The sequence below is a fragment of the Staphylococcus sp. GDH8C109P genome (genome assembly GCF_017893405.1).
Classification (GTDB): domain Bacteria; phylum Bacillota; class Bacilli; order Staphylococcales; family Staphylococcaceae; genus Staphylococcus; species Staphylococcus cohnii.
The window spans coordinates 195,771-215,322 of sequence record NZ_JAESMX010000014.1; the positions used below are offsets into that span (position 1 = coordinate 195,771).

Below are 19,552 nucleotides of genomic sequence, written 5' to 3' on the forward strand. Positions count from 1 at the left end.
GTTACGTACAATAATGCTTAACAAAACATTCACAAAATTATATTAAATTTACTTCTATTATTTTTGATAAAACTGTATAATTGATAATGATTATTATTATCTCATTATAAGAAAGAGTGAGTTTTATGTTAAGCATAAAAAGTGGAGACTTAAAAAAGAATTACAAAATCAAAGAAATGAACATTAAAAATCAACACATGCGCCATCGATTAAATGCACTTGGTTTAGTGAATGGTACTAAATTAAAGATTAAGCAAAAGTGCCTGTTCAAGGGTCCTTGTATATTAGAAGTGAATGGTCAATGTTTAAGTATTCGCGGTTGTGATGCATGTCAGATTGAATTAGAGGAAGCCAATGACTAATAGTTATTGTATTTTAGGTAACCCTAACGTCGGGAAAACATCTTTATTTAATGCATTGACTGGCACATACGAATATGTAGGAAACTGGAGTGGTGTGACTGTAGAGAAAAAAGTAGGTCGCCTCAAACAACATATTGGAGACCTAGTTGACTTACCAGGTATTTATGAATTGTCACCTATATCTAAAGATGAAATGGTTGTAACAGATTATTTATTGAATAATTCATTTTCTGGCATGATTAATATTATAGATGCAAGCCAACTCAAACGTAACTTACAACTAACAGTTCAACTCATGGAATTAGGTGCACCTTTAATTATTGGATTAAATATGGTTGATGTTGCTACAAAACGTGGTATTCGTATCAACCAACAAGCACTTATGAAAAAATTAAAATTGCCAATGCTACCTATCATAGCAAGAAATGGTAAAGGGACGCATCAATTATTAGAATCTTTGAAAGACAATGGCTTATCAAAAAACAGACCATTGAAATTAAATTATGGTAAAAACATTGAAGCTACAATATCACAAATTGAAGCACATTTAACATCAAGCACCTCTATTGATAAACATTTAGCACGTTTTATCTCAATACAATTTTTATTAGAGAACCCAAAAATTTACGAATTTCTAGATGACTCTGTTTTGAAAGAAATAACATTATTACGTCAAAACTTATCAGAAGAATTAGATAATTCTATACGTGATGAGATACAAGCAACACGGAATACATATATAGACAATATTTTAAAAGATACGGTTGAATATCCTGATGAAGAACGACAATATTTCACACATCGCATAGATCGCATTTTAACAAATAAATATTTAGGCATCCCAATCTTTTTAATCATTATGTGGTTGATTTTCCACGTTACCTTCACTTGGATCGGTACACCTATATCCGACGCATTAGATGAATTTTTAGGTGGTACCTTTACGGATACGGTATCAAACTTGATGGATAAATTAGGTCTCGTTCCATTTTTACAAGATTTAATCAATGACGGTATTATTGCTGGTGTAGGTGCAGTACTTGTATTTGTGCCACAAATACTGGTGCTTTTCTTCTTTATTTCTCTGTTAGAAGACTCTGGTTATATGTCTCGTATTGCCATATTAATGGATCGAATTATGGAATACTTTGGTCTTAGTGGTAAATCTTTTATACCAATGATTATAGGATTTGGATGTAACATGCCAAGTATCATGGCAGCACGTAGTATTGAAAGTGAGAAGGAAAGACTTACAACGATTTTGATTGCACCCTTTATGTCTTGCTCTGCGAGATTACCCGTTTACGCATTGTTTGTAGGTGTGTTTTTTGAATCTCATCAGGCACTCATCGTCCTAAGCTTATATGTACTGGGTATCATTGTGGCTTTATTAACAAGTGTACTATTAACGAAAACCGTATTAAAAAATGATGACTCTGTATTTATCGTCGAATTACCTACTTATCGATTACCATCCGTTAAAACACTATGGAGAAGTACATGGGAAAAAGCTAAAGGTTTTGTTAAAAAAGCAGGAACATTTATCTTTGCTGGTTCGGTAATTATTTGGTTATTGAATTATACAGGTCCTGGCGGTTTCAATGTAGACGTTAATGATAGCTTTTTACACTCAATTGGAAGTTTCTTTGCTGTATTAGTTGCACCATTAGGTTTTGGTTCGTGGCAAGCGGGTGCTACATTAATACCTGGATTCTTGGCAAAAGAAGTTATCGTTAGCTCGATGGCAATTATCTATGCATCAGACGAAGCCGGTCTTGTAAACATTATACAAAGTCATTTCACACCATTATCGGCATATTCATTTATGATTTTCATCTTGTTATATATACCATGTTTATCTACAGTCGCAACCATTCGCAAAGAAACATATTCTCTTAAACGGACTGTACTGGCTGTAGCATATCCATTAATCACTGCATATTTACTTTCGTTTGTCTTTTATCAAATTGGACTATTATTTTATTAAGGATGTGATTTAATGACGATTATTATCAATGTTGTTATCTTTCTAGCTATTATTAGTTATGTTGTTTTTACATTATTCAACTTTTTCAAGAAAGCTAAAGCAGGTAAATGTAGTTCTTGTGGCTCTAAGCGTGGGTGTCATACAGGAAAGAAAACATTATGACTTTCTATCACTTTTGATAAGTTCATCAATTTTTATGAAAGTGACAGCATACTAAAATCTTTTTATGTTTTTCATTCACACCAAAAGATAAAATAGGAAGCTTAATATCTCTGATTAAAACAAAAACGTCAATTTCTATTACAATGATAGGCATTGACGTTTGTTTTGTTGCTATAGAACTTAGTTATTCATTGAGAGAGTATATTACATTGTAGCAATTTTGTGTTGTACTGTTACTTGTAGAAATGACATGAGTGAGAATGAACATTCGCGAACTATGCTACAACTTACTCCGAACAAGCATGCACGACAAAATCATAATACTTTGCATATTAAAAGGACTCTTCCAATTGGTTAATTAAAAACATGACTTTTTATTAGTTGTATGAGTTAAATAATACGAAGCTATTTTTTTTGTATTAAAACACATCTCTTATAGTGATTTTGCATCGTGCGGACGCCCGGGGTAATGATATGAGTGAGAGACTACAGGCTCGAACCATATCCCCAGGCAAGCATGCACAATCAAAATCATAATACTTTGCATATTAAAAGGACTCTTCCAATTGGTTAATTAAAAACATGACTTTTTATTAGTTGTATGAGTTAAATAATACGAAGCTATTTCTTTTGCATTAAAACACATCTCTTATAGAGATTTTGCATCGTGCGGACGCCCGGGGTAATGATATGAGTGAGAGACTACAGGCTCGAACCATATCCCCAGGCAAGCATGCACGATCAAAATCATAATAAATTGCATTTAAAAAGGACTAATCCGTTTAAAAAACGAATTAGTCCTTTATTTTGAGATTGCGGTTTGTGTCCCAGCTATTTCTTATATTTAATAATTATTCTGATTTATTGTCGCTTCTATTTTCTGCAATTCTCGTATATTCTTCTAATCTATGTTTATTTGGTGATAATGTTAAACCTAAGAATTTACGCTCTTTATTCGCATCTTTATAGAAACTAACCATCATACAAAGAATGATGATAGAGAATGGTAAGGCGGTCATGATTGCCATGTTTTGAAGGGCATTTAATCCATTATCTCCACCTGAGAATAATAAGATAAATGCAATCAATGCTTGTGCAACACCCCAAACCACTTTAATCATTGCTGATGGGTTTAATGAACCAAATGTTGTTTGCATTCCTAATACGAATGTCGCTGAATCGGCTGACGTAATAAAGAATGTTGCTATTAAGAGCAATGTCACAATGGACAACGCAAAGCCTAATGGTACTTCATTAAACACACCAAATAATGCAGTTTCTGGTGGCATATCAAATATTTTTGGATTGTCTTTTGCAGTTTCGATACCTAGAACACCGAATGCTGCAAACCAAACTAAACTTACAAGTACCGGTGCTAACATAACTCCAGATACGAACTCTCTAATTGAACGTCCTTTAGATACACGTGCAATAAATATACCCACAAATGGACTCCAACTAATCCACCAAGCTAATTGGAAGAAAGTCCATGATTTCATCCATTCATTTTTTTGTGGATCTAATGGTGCAGTATCAAACATATTAAATAATAATGTATTCAAATATTCACCTGTTGAACTTGTTAACATGTTTAAGATTAAAACGGTTGGTCCTACAATAAAAATAAATAATAAGATGATGCCTGCTAAGCCAATATTAGCATTACTTAAATATTGGATACCACGACTTAATCCTGACCAAGCACTAGCTAAGAATAAGATTGTGACAATCACAATAATAATACCTTGAGTCACAATATTATTCGGAATATCAAATAGGTAGTTTAGACCACCTGCGATTTGCATAGCACCTAGGCCTAGAGATACCGCTACACCACCGATAGTGGCGAAAACAGACACTACGTCAATAACTGTACCAAGCGGACCGTCTACTTTATTTCCGAAAATAGGACGTAATGTTTTTGAAATTAATGCAGGTTCATTTTTTCTAAATTGGAAGTAAGCTAACGCTAATGCAACAACACCATACACTGCCCATGCGTGGAAGCCCCATTGCATAAATGCGCCTCTTAAAGCTTCTTTATAAGCATGTGCTGATTGTGGTTCTCCAGATGGTGGTGATACAAAGTGACTGATTGGTTCAGCTGCTCCCCAGAATACTAAACCAATTCCCATACCAGCACTAAATAGCATCGCAAACCATGAAATTGTGTTAAATTCTGGTTTATCTTCAGGTTTACCCAATTTCAATTTTCCGATTGGGCTAAATATCAAGAAGACACAGAAGAATATCATTAGAGCTACAATAACCATATAATACCAACCAAAGTATTCAGTAATCCAACCAGTAATATTTGTCCCTATTGAATTAAACTGATTTGGAAATATTGCACCTAACAATACAACTATTGCGGTAATAATAATACTATAAGTAAAAACAGAAGACAGTTTCTTACCATTAGCATTATGTTGTTTATTTTCCAAAATTAGTAACCTCCCTTATAATTGAACATTAGGCAGAATAACAGACTTTATATATGAAAACAACAGCACTAATATTTGTTTTCATATATATATCGTGTGGCTAAAGCCGTCATAAAAGGATTACAAAACTAAACATAAAAATTCAATATTTCTATAAATATATTTATTAAAGTTGAATTCATTAACTTTAAAATAAACTTGCTCATGTTTTAATTTAAAAAATAAAAGACTAGAAAGTAATTTTAACCATTACATTCTAGTCTAAAATATGATGTTTTTATGAGGAAACATAACGCTCATCGCTACAATAAAAGTATTTCAATACTTTATACTTCAATATTATTTCACTATAAGTACTGGTATAGGACTTCTTTTAGCAACTTTATGTGTTACATCTCCAAGTACATGTTTGATATCTATACTTACGCGATGGTTACTCATTACAACTAAATCAAAATCGCCTACATCCATATCTCCAAAACTAATTCTCTCAAGTATGGTATCTTTTACAGGTCCAAATTCAATGGCTACTTTATAATTAATACCTTGCTCTTTTAATTTTTCAAGAAACGGGGAAAGTTCTTCTTCTTTTTCTTTAATGATATCTTCTTTATGTTTATTTTCATAACGTACACTCGCCAATAAATCATTTTCAGTCATGACATTATGAACAACTACAATAGAATCTTCTCCAACCAATTTCGCTAAGTTTTCAGGAATGTTATCGAAATCATTTTCAAAAGAGTATGGTAGTAAAATATTTTTATACATAATAAATCACCTTTCTTAATTAAACTATTGCAAAACAGTCTCATGTAGTTTTGCTCGTTTAAATATATTTTTGGTGCCTTAATGCGTATTTTACTAGTGAAACAACTGAAGTATTGAGCAACTTTTTGCATTAAATCAATGATGTACCCATACCATAAAAAATTTTTAGTGTACTTACTTATTATTTAATTACCACAATTTTATATAAATTATTCATTAAATAACCATTATTAATGAAATATTTCATTTTTTCGTATTCAGCGTTTCAAAATACTTATAGTTTGTTGATTACATACACAAATAACAACCGCAATAATGATTTCAAAAATAGATTTCGTTTTTAAAAAATAGACATGACTATGAAATCAAAATATCTCATTGATCTCATAGTCACGCCTTATAATACTTATTTTATTAATGTAATTGTTCTTGGCCTCGTTTATTCCAAGTTAAAATAAAGCTTAACATCGCTAAAATACTAATAACTGTTAATAAGACAAAACCAAAATCCCATCCAAAATGTTGTACGACAAAACCTAAAACAATGTTTGCCATCACAGCGCCAAATAAGTAACCAAATAAACCCGTTAGACCTGCAGCTGTTCCTGCTGCTTTTTTAGGTACATAATCTAATGCTTGTAAACCAATCAACATTACTGGTCCATAGATTAAAAATCCAATAGCAATTAATGATAAATTGTCCAACCATGCATGACCTGGAGGGTTCAACCAATAAATCAATACGAAGATTGTAACGCCAAGCATAAAGAAGAAACCTGCAGGACCACGGCGCCCTTTAAATACTTTGTCGGAAATATAACCACAAAGTAGTGTACCTGGAATGCCTGCCCATTCATAAAGGAAATAAGCCCAACCTGATTCACTTAAATTAAATTGCTTTTCTTCACTTAAATAAGTAGGTGCCCAATCTAACACACCATAACGTACAAAATAGACAAAAATATTGGCAAAAGCAATCGCCCATACCCATTTGTTATTCAATACATATTTAAACAATATCTCTTTTGTAGTTAGTTCTGTTTCAAGTGTTTCATGTGACGTCGTAGAGTAATCTTTGTTAAAGCGTTCAATAGGAGGTAACCCTTGTGATTGAGGTGTATCTCTAATTAAAACATATGCAATAATTGCGATAACAATTGCCAGTAATCCTGGATATATAAATACGCCTTCAAATCCTCTTAAATAACCAAAATTATAAAGGGCAGTCATAGATATTCCCCAAGTCGCGATTGGTGCCATTAGACCTCCACCAACATTATGGGCAACGTTCCAAATAGACGTTTTACTACCACGTTCACTAACACTAAACCAGTGCACGAGTACACGTCCTGATGGCGGCCATCCCATACCTTGAAACCATCCATTTAGAAATAACATAATAAACATGATTGTTATACTAGAAGTAAAAAATGGTACAAATCCTAATAATAAATTAACAATTGCCGTAAGCATCAAACCCAAAGTTAAAAATACACGCGCATTACTGCGATCACTTACAGTTCCCATTACAAATTTACTAAATCCATAAGCGATTGAAATCGCTGATAGCGCAATACCAAGCTCTCCTTTACTGAAACCATCTTCAATTAATGAAGGCATCGCTAATGAAAAGTTTTTTCTCAGCAAATAGTAACCCGCATAACCGATAAAAATACCTAAAAAAACCTGTAATCGTAACTTTTTATATGTATCATCTACCTTTTCAGCTGGTAAAGGATCCACATGTTTTGCTGGCTTTAAAAAACGAAACATACAATCACCCCTAAATTAGCAATCATTTTTCTTAACATTTTATTTACAAATTATTTACTTAATATTAATATTCCCCAGTTGGTAAAGCAATACTATTATTAAGATTTGAATATTATTATTGTAAGAAATAATATTTACGAGTGCGTGGGGGATACGATTGCAATAATCAAAGATTTCATAAATAAAACACCTCATAGTTATGATAAATCTTTAACTACAAGGTGTTATGAAAAGTAACTATTACAATATATCAAAAAAATACATGCTTAATAGCATAATGATAATAAATAATCCGACACAAAGTATAAAACTGTACATAAAAGTTACAGTATTACGCAATTTACTACTATAAACATCATTAGGGTCTTTCCCATGCATAAAAGCAACTATCCTATCATACGTTTGTATTCTAAACGATTTTTTTAAGGCTTCTACTTTAAATGATGCAATAATCATAGTTATTAAGAGTATAATTTCAGCTGAAATCCATAATGTCGTCCAATAGTAGAGGGTTGGACCTGCTAAAATTGCGGATAACAACATAGGCCAAATCATTAAATGACTCCATAAATTAAATTTGCTCTGTTTTAACTTTTGTTCCATAATCTCTATGTCTCCTTTAACTAAATTATCTAAAGAAACTTGAAACAAAGAACTAAGCATTAACAAATTATGTATATCTGGATAACTTTTATCATTTTCCCAATTTGAAATTGTTTGTCGTGAAACATACAATTTTGCAGCTAATTCTTCTTGTGATAAATGGTCACGCTGTCTAAAAAATTTAATTTGATTACCTATGTTCATTTGCCAAGCTCCTTTAACTTGAGACTATAGTGTGATTCTATTTTAGACTACCAAATTGTATTGACATGCGCACATTTAATTATGCAAAAAGTTTTTGTCATATAGCTATAGCGCCTTTTTTAGACCTCCCTTAGACTTACACAAAATAAGAGTAAGACCGCAACTAAATCATGTTTTTAATCACGTTTCTTACTCCTATCATTATTATTACTATTTAATTAACCCGTATAGCATTAAGAAATCAGTACCCTATCATAATTTTATATTTATGTCACAGTTTGTTGTTGTTGATATGGTATAGGATGATCTAATTCAAATGAAGCACCTGCAGTAATTTTTTTATATTGATAAGTAAAGTAGCCAATCCATAAAATTGTGAATACAAATGCGAGACCATAACTTAAATTAAGATCCAGACCTAAACCAATCTTCTGACTTAAAATATAAGTGAAAATATTCCAAGTCATAAAGACTGCCGGAATTGCAGCCACCCAAAAATTCTTTTTCGCGATAAGTAAATACATTGCACCTACCCATAAAGCGACAACAGCTGTAGTTTGGTTTGCCCAAGAAAAATAGCGCCATAAAATGGTAAAGTCTACCTGAGTCAAACCAAAACTTACGACAAATAATGGTGCAGCTACGATCACTCTTTTTAACATACTGCGCTGACCATAATTTAAATAATCAGCTATAATCATACGTGCACTACGGAAAGATGTATCACCACTTGTAATTGGTAAGACAATCACACCCAGTACTGCAATCGTACCAAACACAGAACCCAATAATAGATGTGATGCTTCACTTACAACAAGTGCCGCTTCCCCACGTGCTAAAACATCACTTAATCCACTATATCCATTAAATAAACTCATGCCTGCAGCTGCCCAAATCATTGCTATAATACCTTCTGCAATCATCATTCCATAGAATATGAAACGGCCATTTTTCTCTTTGTTTGTCGTTCTCGAAATAATAGGCGTTTGTGTAGCATGAAAACCAGATAAAGCACCACAAGTAATTGTAAAAAATAGTAGTGGAAATATAGGAGCGCCATCTGGATGCATATTTTTCAAATTAATTTCAGGTATCGGTGCACCTGTTTGAATAAGACGGAAACCTATACCTACTGCACTAATTAATAACAATGCACCGAAAATTGGATAAATGCGTCCAATGATTTTGTCTATAGGTAAAATTGTAGACAAAATATAATAAACAAAAATGACAAAGATAATGATACCTAATGCGATTCGACCATCTAATAAATTATGTAGTAACAATGCTGGACTGGTTACAAAAACTGTTCCAGTTAGCAATAATAATAAGATTGAGAAGATATTTACAAAGTGCTTCATGACCTGACCTAAAAATTTACCAGCAAGCTCCGGTAAATGTGCCCCTTTATTTCGAATTGAAATCATCCCAGTCAAATAATCATGTACTGCACCTGCAAAAATACATCCCACAACAATCCATATAAATGCTACAGGTCCATATAATGCCCCCATAATCGGTCCGAAAATCGGTCCTACACCTGCAATGTTCAATAGTTGAATGAGTGAATTTGATGACGTCTTCATAGGTAAATAATCGACATTATCGCGTTGATTATATGCTGGCGTTGGTCTATCTTGTTTCGTTCCAAACATTTTGTCGATATACTTCCCATAAGTGAAATAACCTATAACTAATAAAATAATAGATACAATAAACGTTACCATTTTAACATCCCCCTTTAATAATATGTAAGCGTTTTCTTAATTTAATCACATATTTTATTATTCTACAATCCTGTAAATGTTTTTTATTTAATTATTTTTAATTTTTGAGGAATATAAAATAAAATATATTTTTAAAATAATCTTTACATTTAAACGATATCTGACTCATTAACACTTATAATAAATAAAAAAAGTACAACCTCATTTAAATTTAAACGAAGTTGTACTTTTTGAATAAGCTATATGTTTAATTAAACTCAACTGTTATTTTTTATAAAGCTTAATTTTTATTTCATAATAATCATCGTGGTCTTTAGCTTGATGTTCAAACTTGATGCCACTTTTTTCAATTTCTTCTAAACTTTTGCCTACCGCTTCACGTGCATCTGTTAAATCTTTTTCAAAAGCAAAACTTTGCGCTTTTACTTTTTCAGGGCCGACTTTTTGTTTTACTCTAGCTTCAGTTTGTTTTACGTTTAACTTTTGGCTTATAATCGTTTCCACTAATGTTTCTTGATCTTCATCTGATAAACTTAGCATCGCACGTGCATGACGTTCTGTAACTTTGCCTTCACGTAAACGTTCTATCACTTTTGGCGCTAATTTTAATAATCTCAATTTATTTGCTATAAAACTTTGACTTTTACCTACACTTTTAGCTAATTCACTTTGTGTAGTATCACCTAGTTCTAAAAGTTTTTTATAAGCTTCCGCCTCTTCTACAACAGATAAATTTTCACGTTGGATATTTTCTATTAAAGCAACCACTGCAGTTTCTTCATCACCTAAATCTCTGATAATGACATCTGCGTATGTCTTATTCAACGATTGTAAGGCTCTAAATCTACGCTCTCCAGCAATGATTTCAAACATATCCTCTTCTATCGGACGTACTACAATCGGTTGTAACAATCCATGCTCATCTATTGATTCTGCGAGTTCTTTAATCTTATTTGGCTCAAATACTTGTCTTGGTTGATAACGATTTGGCACAATACGTTCAGTATGAATAGATTCAACACTATTATGATCCTCTTCAATATAACCAACAATGTCATCTTTATTTTTCAAACCAAATAATTTAGAAAAAGGTTTCTTCATATTTTATGCGCTCCCTCTAAATTAGTTGTATTAAATCACTTTTCTTTTTCAAGTAATGGAGACTTATTGGGCATTCCTGGTTTTCTTGGATATTTCTTTGGTGTCTCACTTCTCTTATCAATCTTTATCATTTGTCTTTCACCAGCATCTTCTGGTAATTCATATGAAATGACATCCTGAAGTTTACCACCGAGGACTCCTATACCAAAACGCGCTTCTTCCAACTCTTCTTCGCCTTTAGCTGATTTTAAAGCAATGAATTGTCCACCTTTTTTAACTAACGGTAAACACAATTCGCTTAATACGGAAAGTCTGGCAACTGCACGTGCAGTTACAATATCATAAGACGCCCTGTAGTCTCCCTTCCCGTAAATTTCTGCGCGATCATGTACAAAGTTCACATTTTCTAAATCTAATGCTTCTGCTAATTGATTTAAAAAATGGATGCGTTTGTTTAATGAATCTACAATTGTAATTTTTAAATTAGGATAAATAATTTTTAATGGAATACTTGGAAAACCAGCACCAGCACCAATATCACAAATTGTCAGCTCTTGTGTCAAATCCGTATAAAAACTTAGTGCAATGGAATCATAAAAATGTTTCAAATACACTTCAAGTTCTTCAGTAATACTTGTTAAATTCATTTTTTCATTCCATTCAACGAGCATTTGAAAATACGTTTGAAATTGATGTTGTTGTTTTTCTGTAAGTTCGATATCTTGTGTGCTGAGTTGCTCAGTTAACCATTTTACACTCATCTTAATTTTCCACCCTTTGTATTTTACCTTGTTCTAGGAACACTAATAAGATTGAAATATCTGCAGGATTTACACCTGAAATCCGAGATGCCTGCGCAATATTTAACGGTTTAACTTCCGCTAATTTTTCGCGTGCTTCAGTCGCTAAACTATCAACTTTACTATAATCTAAGTCTTCTGGAATTTTCTTTTCTTCCATACGTTTTACTTTTTCAACTTGTTGTAACGACTTATTGATATAGCCTTCATATTTTGTCTGAATTTCAACTTGTTCTTCTACATCACTAAGTAAGTGATTTTCTTCTTCTAAAATTTCTAGAATTAGGTTATACGTCATTTCAGGTCTACGCAATAATTCTAATGCTAATATACCATCTTTCAAACGAGAACCGCCTTGCGCTTCTATAATTTCTTGTACACGTTCGTGCGGTTTTATTCTAATTTCATTTAAGCGTGCTTGTTCATCTTTTATCATTTGACGTTTTTCATTGAAACGTGCATAACGTTCTTCAGAAATCATACCTAATTTATAACCTAAATCTGTTAATCTTAAATCTGCATTGTCATGTCTTAATAATAAACGATATTCTGCACGAGATGTTAATAAACGATATGGTTCATTGGTACCTTTTGTTATAAGATCATCTATTAAAACACCAATATAAGCGTCTGAACGGCTTAGGATGACTTCTTCCTCACCTAGTACTCTTGACGCTGCATTAATTCCAGCCATGATCCCTTGTCCTGCCGCTTCTTCATAACCAGAAGTTCCATTGATTTGTCCTGCAGTATATAAATTTTTAATTTTTTTAGTTTCTAGTGTTGGCCACAGTTGTGTTGGTACAAGTGCATCATATTCAATTGCGTATCCTGCACGCATCATATCCGCTTTTTCTAAGCCTGGAATTGTTTCCAACATCTGACGTTGAACATGTTCAGGTAAGCTTGTTGATAAACCTTGGACATAAACTTCATTGGTATTTCTACCTTCTGGTTCTAAGAAAAGTTGATGTCTAGGCTTATCATTGAATCTTACAAATTTATCTTCAATTGATGGACAATATCTAGGTCCCGTACCTTTAATCATGCCGGAATACATCGCAGATAAATGTAAATTATCATCTATAACTTGATGGGTTTCTCCATTAGTATATGTTAACCAACAAGGTAATTGATCTAAAATATATTCCGTTGTTTCAAAACTAAATGCTCTACCAACGTCGTCACCTGGTTGTATTTCTGTTTTAGAATAATCAATCGTTTTGGCGTTAACACGCGGTGGTGTACCAGTTTTGAATCTCACTACTTCAAATCCGAGATTTCTAAGATTATCAGCTAGTGAAATAGATGGTAATTGATGATTTGGACCACTTGAATATTTCATATTACCTAAAATGATTTCACCACGTAAAAATGTACCAGTTGTAATGATGACCGCATCTGCCCAGTATTCTGTGCCGATATTCGTACGTACGCCTTTGATGACTTCATCTTCAATAATTAAGTCATCCACCATGCCTTGCATAATATCAAGGTTTGCTTCATCTTCAATTACCTTTTTCATTTCTTGTTGATAAAGTACTTTGTCAGCTTGTGCGCGAAGTGCTCTTACTGCTGGACCTTTGCCAGTGTTTAACATACGCATTTGGATATGCGTTTTATCGATTGTTTTCGCCATTTGGCCACCTAATGCGTCTATTTCACGAACTACTATTCCTTTAGCCGGGCCACCAACTGATGGGTTACATGGCATGAATGCAATATTATCTAAATTTATTGTTAACATTAACGTTTTGGCACCACGTCTTGCTGAAGCAAGTCCAGCTTCAATACCAGCATGTCCGGCTCCAATTACTATTACATCATATTCTTGAGCCATACTTTTTCCTCCCTTTTATTTTCCTAGACAGAATTGACTAAATAATTGATTTATCAATTCTTCACTTGCGGATTCTCCGATAATTTCACCTAAAATTTCCCAAGTTCTCGTTAAATCTATCTGAACCATATCCATTGGCACACCAGCTTCTGCAGCATCTATAGCATCTTGAATCGAGTTTCTCGCTTGTTTTAACAATGAAATATGTCTTGAATTCGATACATATGTCATATCCTGATTTTGGACATCTCCTGCAAAGAATAAATCTCTAATTTGTATCTCTAACTGGTCAATACCTTCTTGTTTTAACATCGACGTTTGAATGATTGGCATATCTCCAACCATTTCTTTAACTTCTGAAATATCTAATTGTTTGTCTAAATCCATCTTGTTAATTATGACAATGGCATCTTCATTTTTAATAACTTCATATAACTTGCGATCTTCTTCTGTTAATGATTCGTTATAATTTAGCACAAACAAGATTAAATCCGCTTCACCTAAAGCTTTGCGTGAACGCTCTACACCAATACGTTCAACGATATCTTCCGTTTCACGTATTCCAGCAGTATCTACTAGCCTTAAGGGTACACCGCGGACGTTTACATACTCTTCTAAAGTATCCCTAGTTGTACCAGGCACCTCTGTAACAATCGCCTTGTTGTCTTGGATCAGGTTATTTAACATGGATGACTTACCAACATTCGGCTTACCAACTATGACCGTTGCTAAACCTTCTCTCATTATCTTCCCTTGTGTACCTGTATCTAATAACTTATTAATCTCTGCCTTAATTTGATTTGATTTTTCTAATAAAACTTCTGTTGTGGCATCTTCCACATCATCATATTCTGGATAATCTATATTAACTTCTACTTGTGCAAGGATTTCGAGAATGGATTGTCGCTGTCGCTTAATCATATCACTTAAACGACCTTCAATTTGATTCATTGCAACTTTAGATGCACGATCGGTTTTAGAACGAATAAAATCCATCACCGCTTCGGCTTGAGATAAATCTATACGCCCATTTAAAAACGCACGTTTTGTGTATTCACCTGGATCCGCCATTCTTGCACCGTGTGTCATCGTTAACTCTAACACTCTATTGATGGTTAAAATACCACCATGACAATTAATTTCAACGATATCTTCTCTAGTAAATGTTTTCGGTGCACGTAAGACAGACACCATCACTTCTTCGACCACTTCATTTGTCTCAGGATCAACAATATGCCCATAATTTATTGTATGAGAAGGTACATGTTCTAATGGTTCCTTCCCTTTATATAATTTATCTGCAATATTTACCGCGTCAACACCTGACAAACGTACAATACCAATAGCACCTTCACCCATTGGTGTGGATATACTCGTTATCGTATCTAAATCCATCATCCATCTCGCCTCCTTTATTCCAAAATTTATCATTATAATATTGTAAATAGTTTTCGATTAAAAAGCTAACATCTTGTTCAAACTTTTCACCGAGTTAGTCTTAGGGTTGTCTAACGTTAGGCTAACGGTAGGCTTAATTATCCCCTACCCTACTTAATTCGTTTATTAAAAACTTTAGCTATTTTTAAAACATGTTCTAAACTTGCTTGGATTTGCAGTGTATCCATATCTTTAGCTGGCTGCCTGGCTATCACAATAATTTCCATTGGTAATATATTTTGTTTATGTACCTTGAAACTTTCACGAATAGCACGCTTAATTTTATTTCTAACAACAGCATTACCTAATTTTTTAGAAACACTAATACCTAGTCTGAAGTGTTCTAATTCTTTATTAGGTTTCGTATAGACTACAAATTGACGATTTGCTACTGATTTTCCTTTTTTATATATAAATTGGAAATCACTGTTCTTTTTAATTCGGTATGCCTTCTCCACGAAACATCACTCGCTTATCTTTTCATTACATTTATTATTATATATCTAACATGCGTTGTATTTTTTAATAATAACACTAATTTTGCTACATATTTTCGTTATTTTAAACCAAAAAAAAGACCACTGATGAGTCAGTGATCTTATGCTGATAATACCTTACGGCCTTTACGACGACGACGCGCTAAAACTTTACGACCGTTTTTTGTGCTCATGCGTTTTCTGAAACCATGAACTTTACTATGTTTACGTTTATTTGGTTGATAAGTACGTTTTACCATGCAAAAACACCTCCATCTGTATTCGGTTATCTAAATATTATAATAGATAAATTAATATAAGCTTTTTGCTTCAAGTCTTGATTTAATATTATTAATTTCTAGTCATAATTCAAGCAACTACTACAATATAACAAAATCTTTTTTATAAAGCAAGTATCAATTTCAAGCATGTTTTTATCTCATTATAATACGAATTAGTCCTAGCTATTTTAAAACTGTATTGATAAATACGTCTATTAATATAGAAGATTCACCTTATCATATAAATATTTTTCATTTCAAATCTAGAGGGTTTTTAATTATACAATTTCCATACACTTTTTATAAATTATTTCCCAAGCCCACAAACCGCTTAATTTTTGATATACTATTTATTCTTGTAAGTTATCCACTTATTCACATATAAGCATGCTTATTTTGTGGATAATATTTCATCTATGCACAGGGTTATTTACGATTTAACAACATATTCACAGCCATTTGACAGAGGTGTTTGTTAAAAAGTATAATTGTGTGGATAAGTTATGTAAATATTGATAAATAAGGGGTTATATTATGAAGATATATCCTAAATGGTTGTGTATAACTTATAATCCACAGTGAGTTATCCACTGATTGTGTGTAACTTGTGGATAATTATTAACAGCTTGTGATTATGTTTATTCACACATGTTATTTCTGTGTATAACTTTTAAAATATAGAAAGTTGGAGTTTGCTATTATGTCAGAACAAGAAATTTGGGAAAAAGTTTTAACCTTAGCTCAAGAAAAAGTCAGCTATCCTAGCTATCAAACTTTTTTGAAAGATACAAAACTTTTTTCGTTACAGAATGATGAAGCTATTGTAGTCATTGACGATCCTTTTGTAGCTAATTGGTTAAAAACACATTATGTTGAAATCGTACAATCTGCATTATATGAAGCTATTGGTCACGAAATCATGCCAGTATTTTACTCTGAAGATGAATTAGAAAGTTTGAAAACTGAAAAAAAACAAGATGTTAAACAAAGTGCTAATGAAAAAGAAGTAGACCTTGATACTGTCGATGTAGCAAAAGTTGGTGATGAACAATTCAATATCAACAATACATTTGAAACATTCGTCATCGGTCCCGGAAACAGATTCCCACACGCAGCGAGTTTAGCTGTAGCCGAAGCACCGGCTCAAGCGTATAATCCATTATTTATATATGGTGGTGTAGGATTAGGTAAAACCCATCTAATGCATGCTATTGGCCATTATGTTTTAGATAACAATCCAGATGCCAAAGTAATCTATACATCTAGTGAAAAATTTACCAATGAATTCATTAAATCTATCCGAGACAATAAAACAGAACGTTTTAGAGAAAAATATCGTAATATCGATGTGCTCTTAATAGATGATATACAATTCATTCAAAACAAAGAACAAACTCAAGAAGAATTCTTCCACACATTTAATGATTTACATCAAGCAAATAAGCAAATTGTTATTTCTAGTGATAGACCCCCTAAAGAAATTGCTAAATTAGAAGATCGACTACGTTCTCGCTTTGAATGGGGATTGATAGTAGATATTACACCACCAGATTACGAAACGAGAATGGCGATTTTGCAGAAAAAAATTGGTGAAGAAAATATAAATATTCCTACTGAAGCCTTAACGTATATCGCTAATCAAATACAATCCAATATACGTGAACTTGAAGGAGCACTTAATCGTGTATTAGCCTTTTCAAAGTTACAAGGACAACCTATCACAACCGAATTAACAGCAGCTGCACTGAAAGATATCATCCAAGCACCTAAATCTAAAAAAATTACTATTCAAGATATACAAAAAGTTGTTGGAGAATACTATAGTGTAAGAATAGAAGACTTTAGCGCCAAGAAACGTACAAAATCGATTGCTTATCCACGTCAAATTGCTATGTATTTATCACGTGAATTGACTGACTTTTCGCTACCTAAGATCGGAGAAGAGTTTGGTGGACGTGATCATACTACTGTTATTCACGCACATGAAAAAATAGTAAAAGATATCAATAATGATCCAACATTTAAACAAGAAGTTGAAAATCTTGAAAAAGAAATTAGAAACCCATAAAACAATCTGTACTATAACAGATTAATGAATCAAATTAGAGGTATAACCAAATAACTTGTTTTTAATTTTGTGGACAATGTGCAAAAGGAATACACACTGTGCACAAGTTATCCACAGTCATCAAACAATGACATGATTGCATTAATTTGAGTTATCCCCTAATCCACAAGCCCTACTACTATTACTACGGGTTTAAAACCTATATAATTATTATATAAACGACTGGAAGGAGTTTAAAAATGGAATTTACAATTAGAAGAGATTATTTTATAAATCAATTAAATGACACATTAAAAGCAATCTCACCAAGAACTACATTACCTATACTAACGGGTATAAAAATTGAAGTTAAAAACAATGAAGTCATACTTACTGGTTCAGATTCAGAAATCTCAATAGAAATTACAATTCCTAAACAAGTAGATGGAGAAGACATTATCGAAATTACAGAAACTGGTTCAGTTGTACTCCCTGGTCGTTTCTTTGTAGATATTATTAAAAAACTACCAGGAAAAGAAGTTAAATTATCAACAAATGAACAATTCCAAACTTTAATAACTTCTGGACATTCAGAATTTAATTTAAGTGGTTTAGATCCAGATCAATATCCTTTATTACCACAAGTTTCTCGTGATGATGCGATTCAATTATCTGTAAAAGTGCTTAAAAACGTGATAGCACAAACGAATTTCGCAGTGTCCACCTCAGAAACACGCCCAGTACTTACTGGTGTTAACTGGCTTATACAAGATAATGAATTAATATGCACAGCGACTGACTCACATCGCTTGGCTGTACGAAAAGTGGCTTTAGAAGATGAATCTGAAAATAAAAATGTTATTATTCCTGGTAAAGCATTAGCAGAATTAAATAAAATCATGTCTGATAGTGAAGAAGATATTGATATTTTCTTTGCATCAAACCAAGTATTATTTAAAGTTGGAAACGTAAACTTTATTTCACGTCTTTTAGAAGGTCATTATCCAGATACTTCACGTTTATTCCCAGAAAACTATGAAATTAAAATAGGCATAGATAACGGAGAATTCTATCATGCTATTGATCGTGCATCTCTATTAGCACGTGAAGGTGGAAACAATGTTATTAAATTAAGTACAGGTAATGAATTAGTCGAATTATCTTCTACATCACCAGAAATTGGTACTGTGAAAGAAGAAGTGAAAGCAGATAACGTTGATGGTGGTAATTTAAAAATTTCATTTAACTCTAAATATATGATGGATGCACTTAAAGCAATCGATAACGATGAAGTTGAAGTCGAATTCTTTGGTACGATGAAACCATTTATTTTAAAACCAAAAGATGACGATTCAGTTACACAATTAATTTTACCAATTAGAACATATTAAATTTTGTTCAACAGAGAGCCTGAGACAGATTTATGTCTCGGGTTTTTTTATTGTGGATATTTAAGACCTAGTAAGTATAACTTAGGCGTGTGGACAGAACTCTAATTTTATTAAATAGATTTCATCGTCTCACCCGGCAAGGATGA

General features: G+C 32.7%; 16 protein-coding genes. 5 read left to right on the top strand and 11 right to left on the bottom strand.

Annotation, left to right across the window (positions count from 1 at the left end; translation table 11 throughout):
- Positions 1-125 precede the first annotated feature (125 nt).
- The 3 genes from KA867_RS07705 to KA867_RS07715 are packed head-to-tail and all read left to right on the top strand — an operon-like array spanning position 126 to position 2,511.
- A complete protein-coding gene (locus tag KA867_RS07705; protein WP_040030384.1) occupies positions 126-362 on the top strand; it encodes a FeoA family protein in 237 nt (78 codons plus the stop codon).
- Positions 355-2,349, top strand: coding sequence for a ferrous iron transport protein B (feoB, locus tag KA867_RS07710; RefSeq protein ID WP_210137616.1), 1,995 nt, complete (start codon positions 355-357; stop codon positions 2,347-2,349). The genes KA867_RS07705 and feoB overlap by 8 nt, the downstream gene beginning before the upstream one ends.
- A 12-nt stretch (positions 2,350-2,361) precedes the next feature.
- Positions 2,362-2,511 carry a FeoB-associated Cys-rich membrane protein gene (locus KA867_RS07715; protein WP_071562293.1) on the top strand — a complete coding sequence of 50 codons (150 nt, stop codon included), beginning with the start codon at positions 2,362-2,364 and terminating at the stop codon, positions 2,509-2,511.
- Between the two features lie 851 nt (positions 2,512-3,362).
- On the opposite strand, the gene KA867_RS07720 is transcribed toward KA867_RS07715, so the two are convergent.
- The 11 genes from KA867_RS07720 to rpmH form a co-directional block, all read right to left on the bottom strand.
- Entirely contained in the window at positions 3,363-4,958 is a 1,596-nt protein-coding gene (locus tag KA867_RS07720; protein WP_348634803.1) for a BCCT family transporter, read from the bottom strand.
- A gap of 336 nt (positions 4,959-5,294) precedes the next feature.
- Positions 5,295-5,726 carry a universal stress protein gene (locus KA867_RS07725; RefSeq protein ID WP_210137618.1) on the bottom strand — a complete coding sequence of 144 codons (432 nt, stop codon included), beginning with the start codon at positions 5,724-5,726 and terminating at the stop codon, positions 5,295-5,297.
- Positions 5,727-6,140: 414 nt separating this feature from the next.
- Complete coding sequence (gene glpT, locus KA867_RS07730) at positions 6,141-7,499, bottom strand: glycerol-3-phosphate transporter (protein WP_210137619.1); 1,359 nt, start codon at positions 7,497-7,499, stop codon at positions 6,141-6,143.
- Positions 7,500-7,739: 240 nt separating this feature from the next.
- A complete protein-coding gene (locus KA867_RS07735; RefSeq protein ID WP_210137620.1) occupies positions 7,740-8,306 on the bottom strand; it encodes a helix-turn-helix transcriptional regulator in 567 nt (188 codons plus the stop codon).
- 266 nt (positions 8,307-8,572) lie between these two features.
- Positions 8,573-10,033, bottom strand: a complete 1,461-nt coding sequence (locus KA867_RS07740; protein WP_210137621.1) for a carbon starvation CstA family protein — start codon at positions 10,031-10,033, stop codon at positions 8,573-8,575.
- A gap of 264 nt (positions 10,034-10,297) precedes the next feature.
- Positions 10,298-11,134 carry a ParB/RepB/Spo0J family partition protein gene (locus KA867_RS07745; protein WP_040030046.1) on the bottom strand — a complete coding sequence of 279 codons (837 nt, stop codon included), beginning with the start codon at positions 11,132-11,134 and terminating at the stop codon, positions 10,298-10,300.
- A 35-nt stretch (positions 11,135-11,169) separates the two neighbouring features.
- Complete coding sequence (gene rsmG / locus KA867_RS07750; protein ID WP_210137622.1) at positions 11,170-11,895, bottom strand: 16S rRNA (guanine(527)-N(7))-methyltransferase RsmG; 726 nt, start codon at positions 11,893-11,895, stop codon at positions 11,170-11,172.
- A 1-nt stretch (position 11,896) separates the two neighbouring features.
- A complete protein-coding gene (gene mnmG / locus KA867_RS07755; RefSeq protein ID WP_210137623.1) occupies positions 11,897-13,774 on the bottom strand; it encodes a tRNA uridine-5-carboxymethylaminomethyl(34) synthesis enzyme MnmG in 1,878 nt (625 codons plus the stop codon).
- Between the two features lie 15 nt (positions 13,775-13,789).
- Positions 13,790-15,169, bottom strand: a complete 1,380-nt coding sequence (gene mnmE, locus KA867_RS07760; protein ID WP_210137710.1) for a tRNA uridine-5-carboxymethylaminomethyl(34) synthesis GTPase MnmE — start codon at positions 15,167-15,169, stop codon at positions 13,790-13,792.
- Positions 15,170-15,321: 152 nt separating this feature from the next.
- On the bottom strand, positions 15,322-15,669 hold the full coding sequence (gene rnpA, locus KA867_RS07765) for a ribonuclease P protein component (protein ID WP_046207171.1): 348 nt from the start codon (positions 15,667-15,669) through the stop codon (positions 15,322-15,324).
- A 140-nt stretch (positions 15,670-15,809) separates the two neighbouring features.
- The gene (rpmH, locus tag KA867_RS07770; RefSeq protein ID WP_000240855.1) at positions 15,810-15,947 is read right to left on the bottom strand and encodes a 50S ribosomal protein L34; all 138 of its coding nucleotides are present in this window, start codon (positions 15,945-15,947) and stop codon (positions 15,810-15,812) included.
- A gap of 721 nt (positions 15,948-16,668) precedes the next feature.
- Between rpmH and dnaA the strand changes: the two genes are divergently transcribed.
- Both dnaA and dnaN read left to right on the top strand, forming a co-directional pair.
- Positions 16,669-18,036, top strand: a complete 1,368-nt coding sequence (gene dnaA / locus KA867_RS07775; protein WP_210137624.1) for a chromosomal replication initiator protein DnaA — start codon at positions 16,669-16,671, stop codon at positions 18,034-18,036.
- 239 nt (positions 18,037-18,275) lie between these two features.
- Positions 18,276-19,406 (top strand): DNA polymerase III subunit beta, encoded by a 1,131-nt coding sequence (gene dnaN / locus KA867_RS07780; protein WP_019467929.1) that lies wholly within the window; start codon positions 18,276-18,278, stop codon positions 19,404-19,406.
- The last annotated feature ends 146 nt before the right edge of the window (positions 19,407-19,552 follow it).

What these genes read in the sequence shown, in the direction of transcription:
- KA867_RS07705 (WP_040030384.1), top strand. Translation starts at nt 126, where the DNA reads ATGTTAAGCATAAAAAGTGGAGACTTAAAAAAGAATTACAAAATCAAA.
- mnmE (WP_210137710.1), bottom strand. Translation starts at nt 15,169, where the DNA reads ATGGATTTAGATACGATAACGAGTATATCCACACCAATGGGTGAAGGT.
- glpT (WP_210137619.1), bottom strand. Translation starts at nt 7,499, where the DNA reads ATGTTTCGTTTTTTAAAGCCAGCAAAACATGTGGATCCTTTACCAGCT.
- dnaA (WP_210137624.1), top strand. Translation starts at nt 16,669, where the DNA reads ATGTCAGAACAAGAAATTTGGGAAAAAGTTTTAACCTTAGCTCAAGAA.
- rpmH (WP_000240855.1), bottom strand. Translation starts at nt 15,947, where the DNA reads ATGGTAAAACGTACTTATCAACCAAATAAACGTAAACATAGTAAAGTT.
- KA867_RS07725 (WP_210137618.1), bottom strand. Translation starts at nt 5,726, where the DNA reads ATGTATAAAAATATTTTACTACCATACTCTTTTGAAAATGATTTCGAT.
- mnmG (WP_210137623.1), bottom strand. Translation starts at nt 13,774, where the DNA reads ATGGCTCAAGAATATGATGTAATAGTAATTGGAGCCGGACATGCTGGT.
- dnaN (WP_019467929.1), top strand. Translation starts at nt 18,276, where the DNA reads ATGGAATTTACAATTAGAAGAGATTATTTTATAAATCAATTAAATGAC.
- rsmG (WP_210137622.1), bottom strand. Translation starts at nt 11,895, where the DNA reads ATGAGTGTAAAATGGTTAACTGAGCAACTCAGCACACAAGATATCGAA.
- feoB (WP_210137616.1), top strand. Translation starts at nt 355, where the DNA reads ATGACTAATAGTTATTGTATTTTAGGTAACCCTAACGTCGGGAAAACA.
- KA867_RS07735 (WP_210137620.1), bottom strand. Translation starts at nt 8,306, where the DNA reads ATGAACATAGGTAATCAAATTAAATTTTTTAGACAGCGTGACCATTTA.
- KA867_RS07740 (WP_210137621.1), bottom strand. Translation starts at nt 10,033, where the DNA reads ATGGTAACGTTTATTGTATCTATTATTTTATTAGTTATAGGTTATTTC.
- KA867_RS07745 (WP_040030046.1), bottom strand. Translation starts at nt 11,134, where the DNA reads ATGAAGAAACCTTTTTCTAAATTATTTGGTTTGAAAAATAAAGATGAC.
- KA867_RS07715 (WP_071562293.1), top strand. Translation starts at nt 2,362, where the DNA reads ATGACGATTATTATCAATGTTGTTATCTTTCTAGCTATTATTAGTTAT.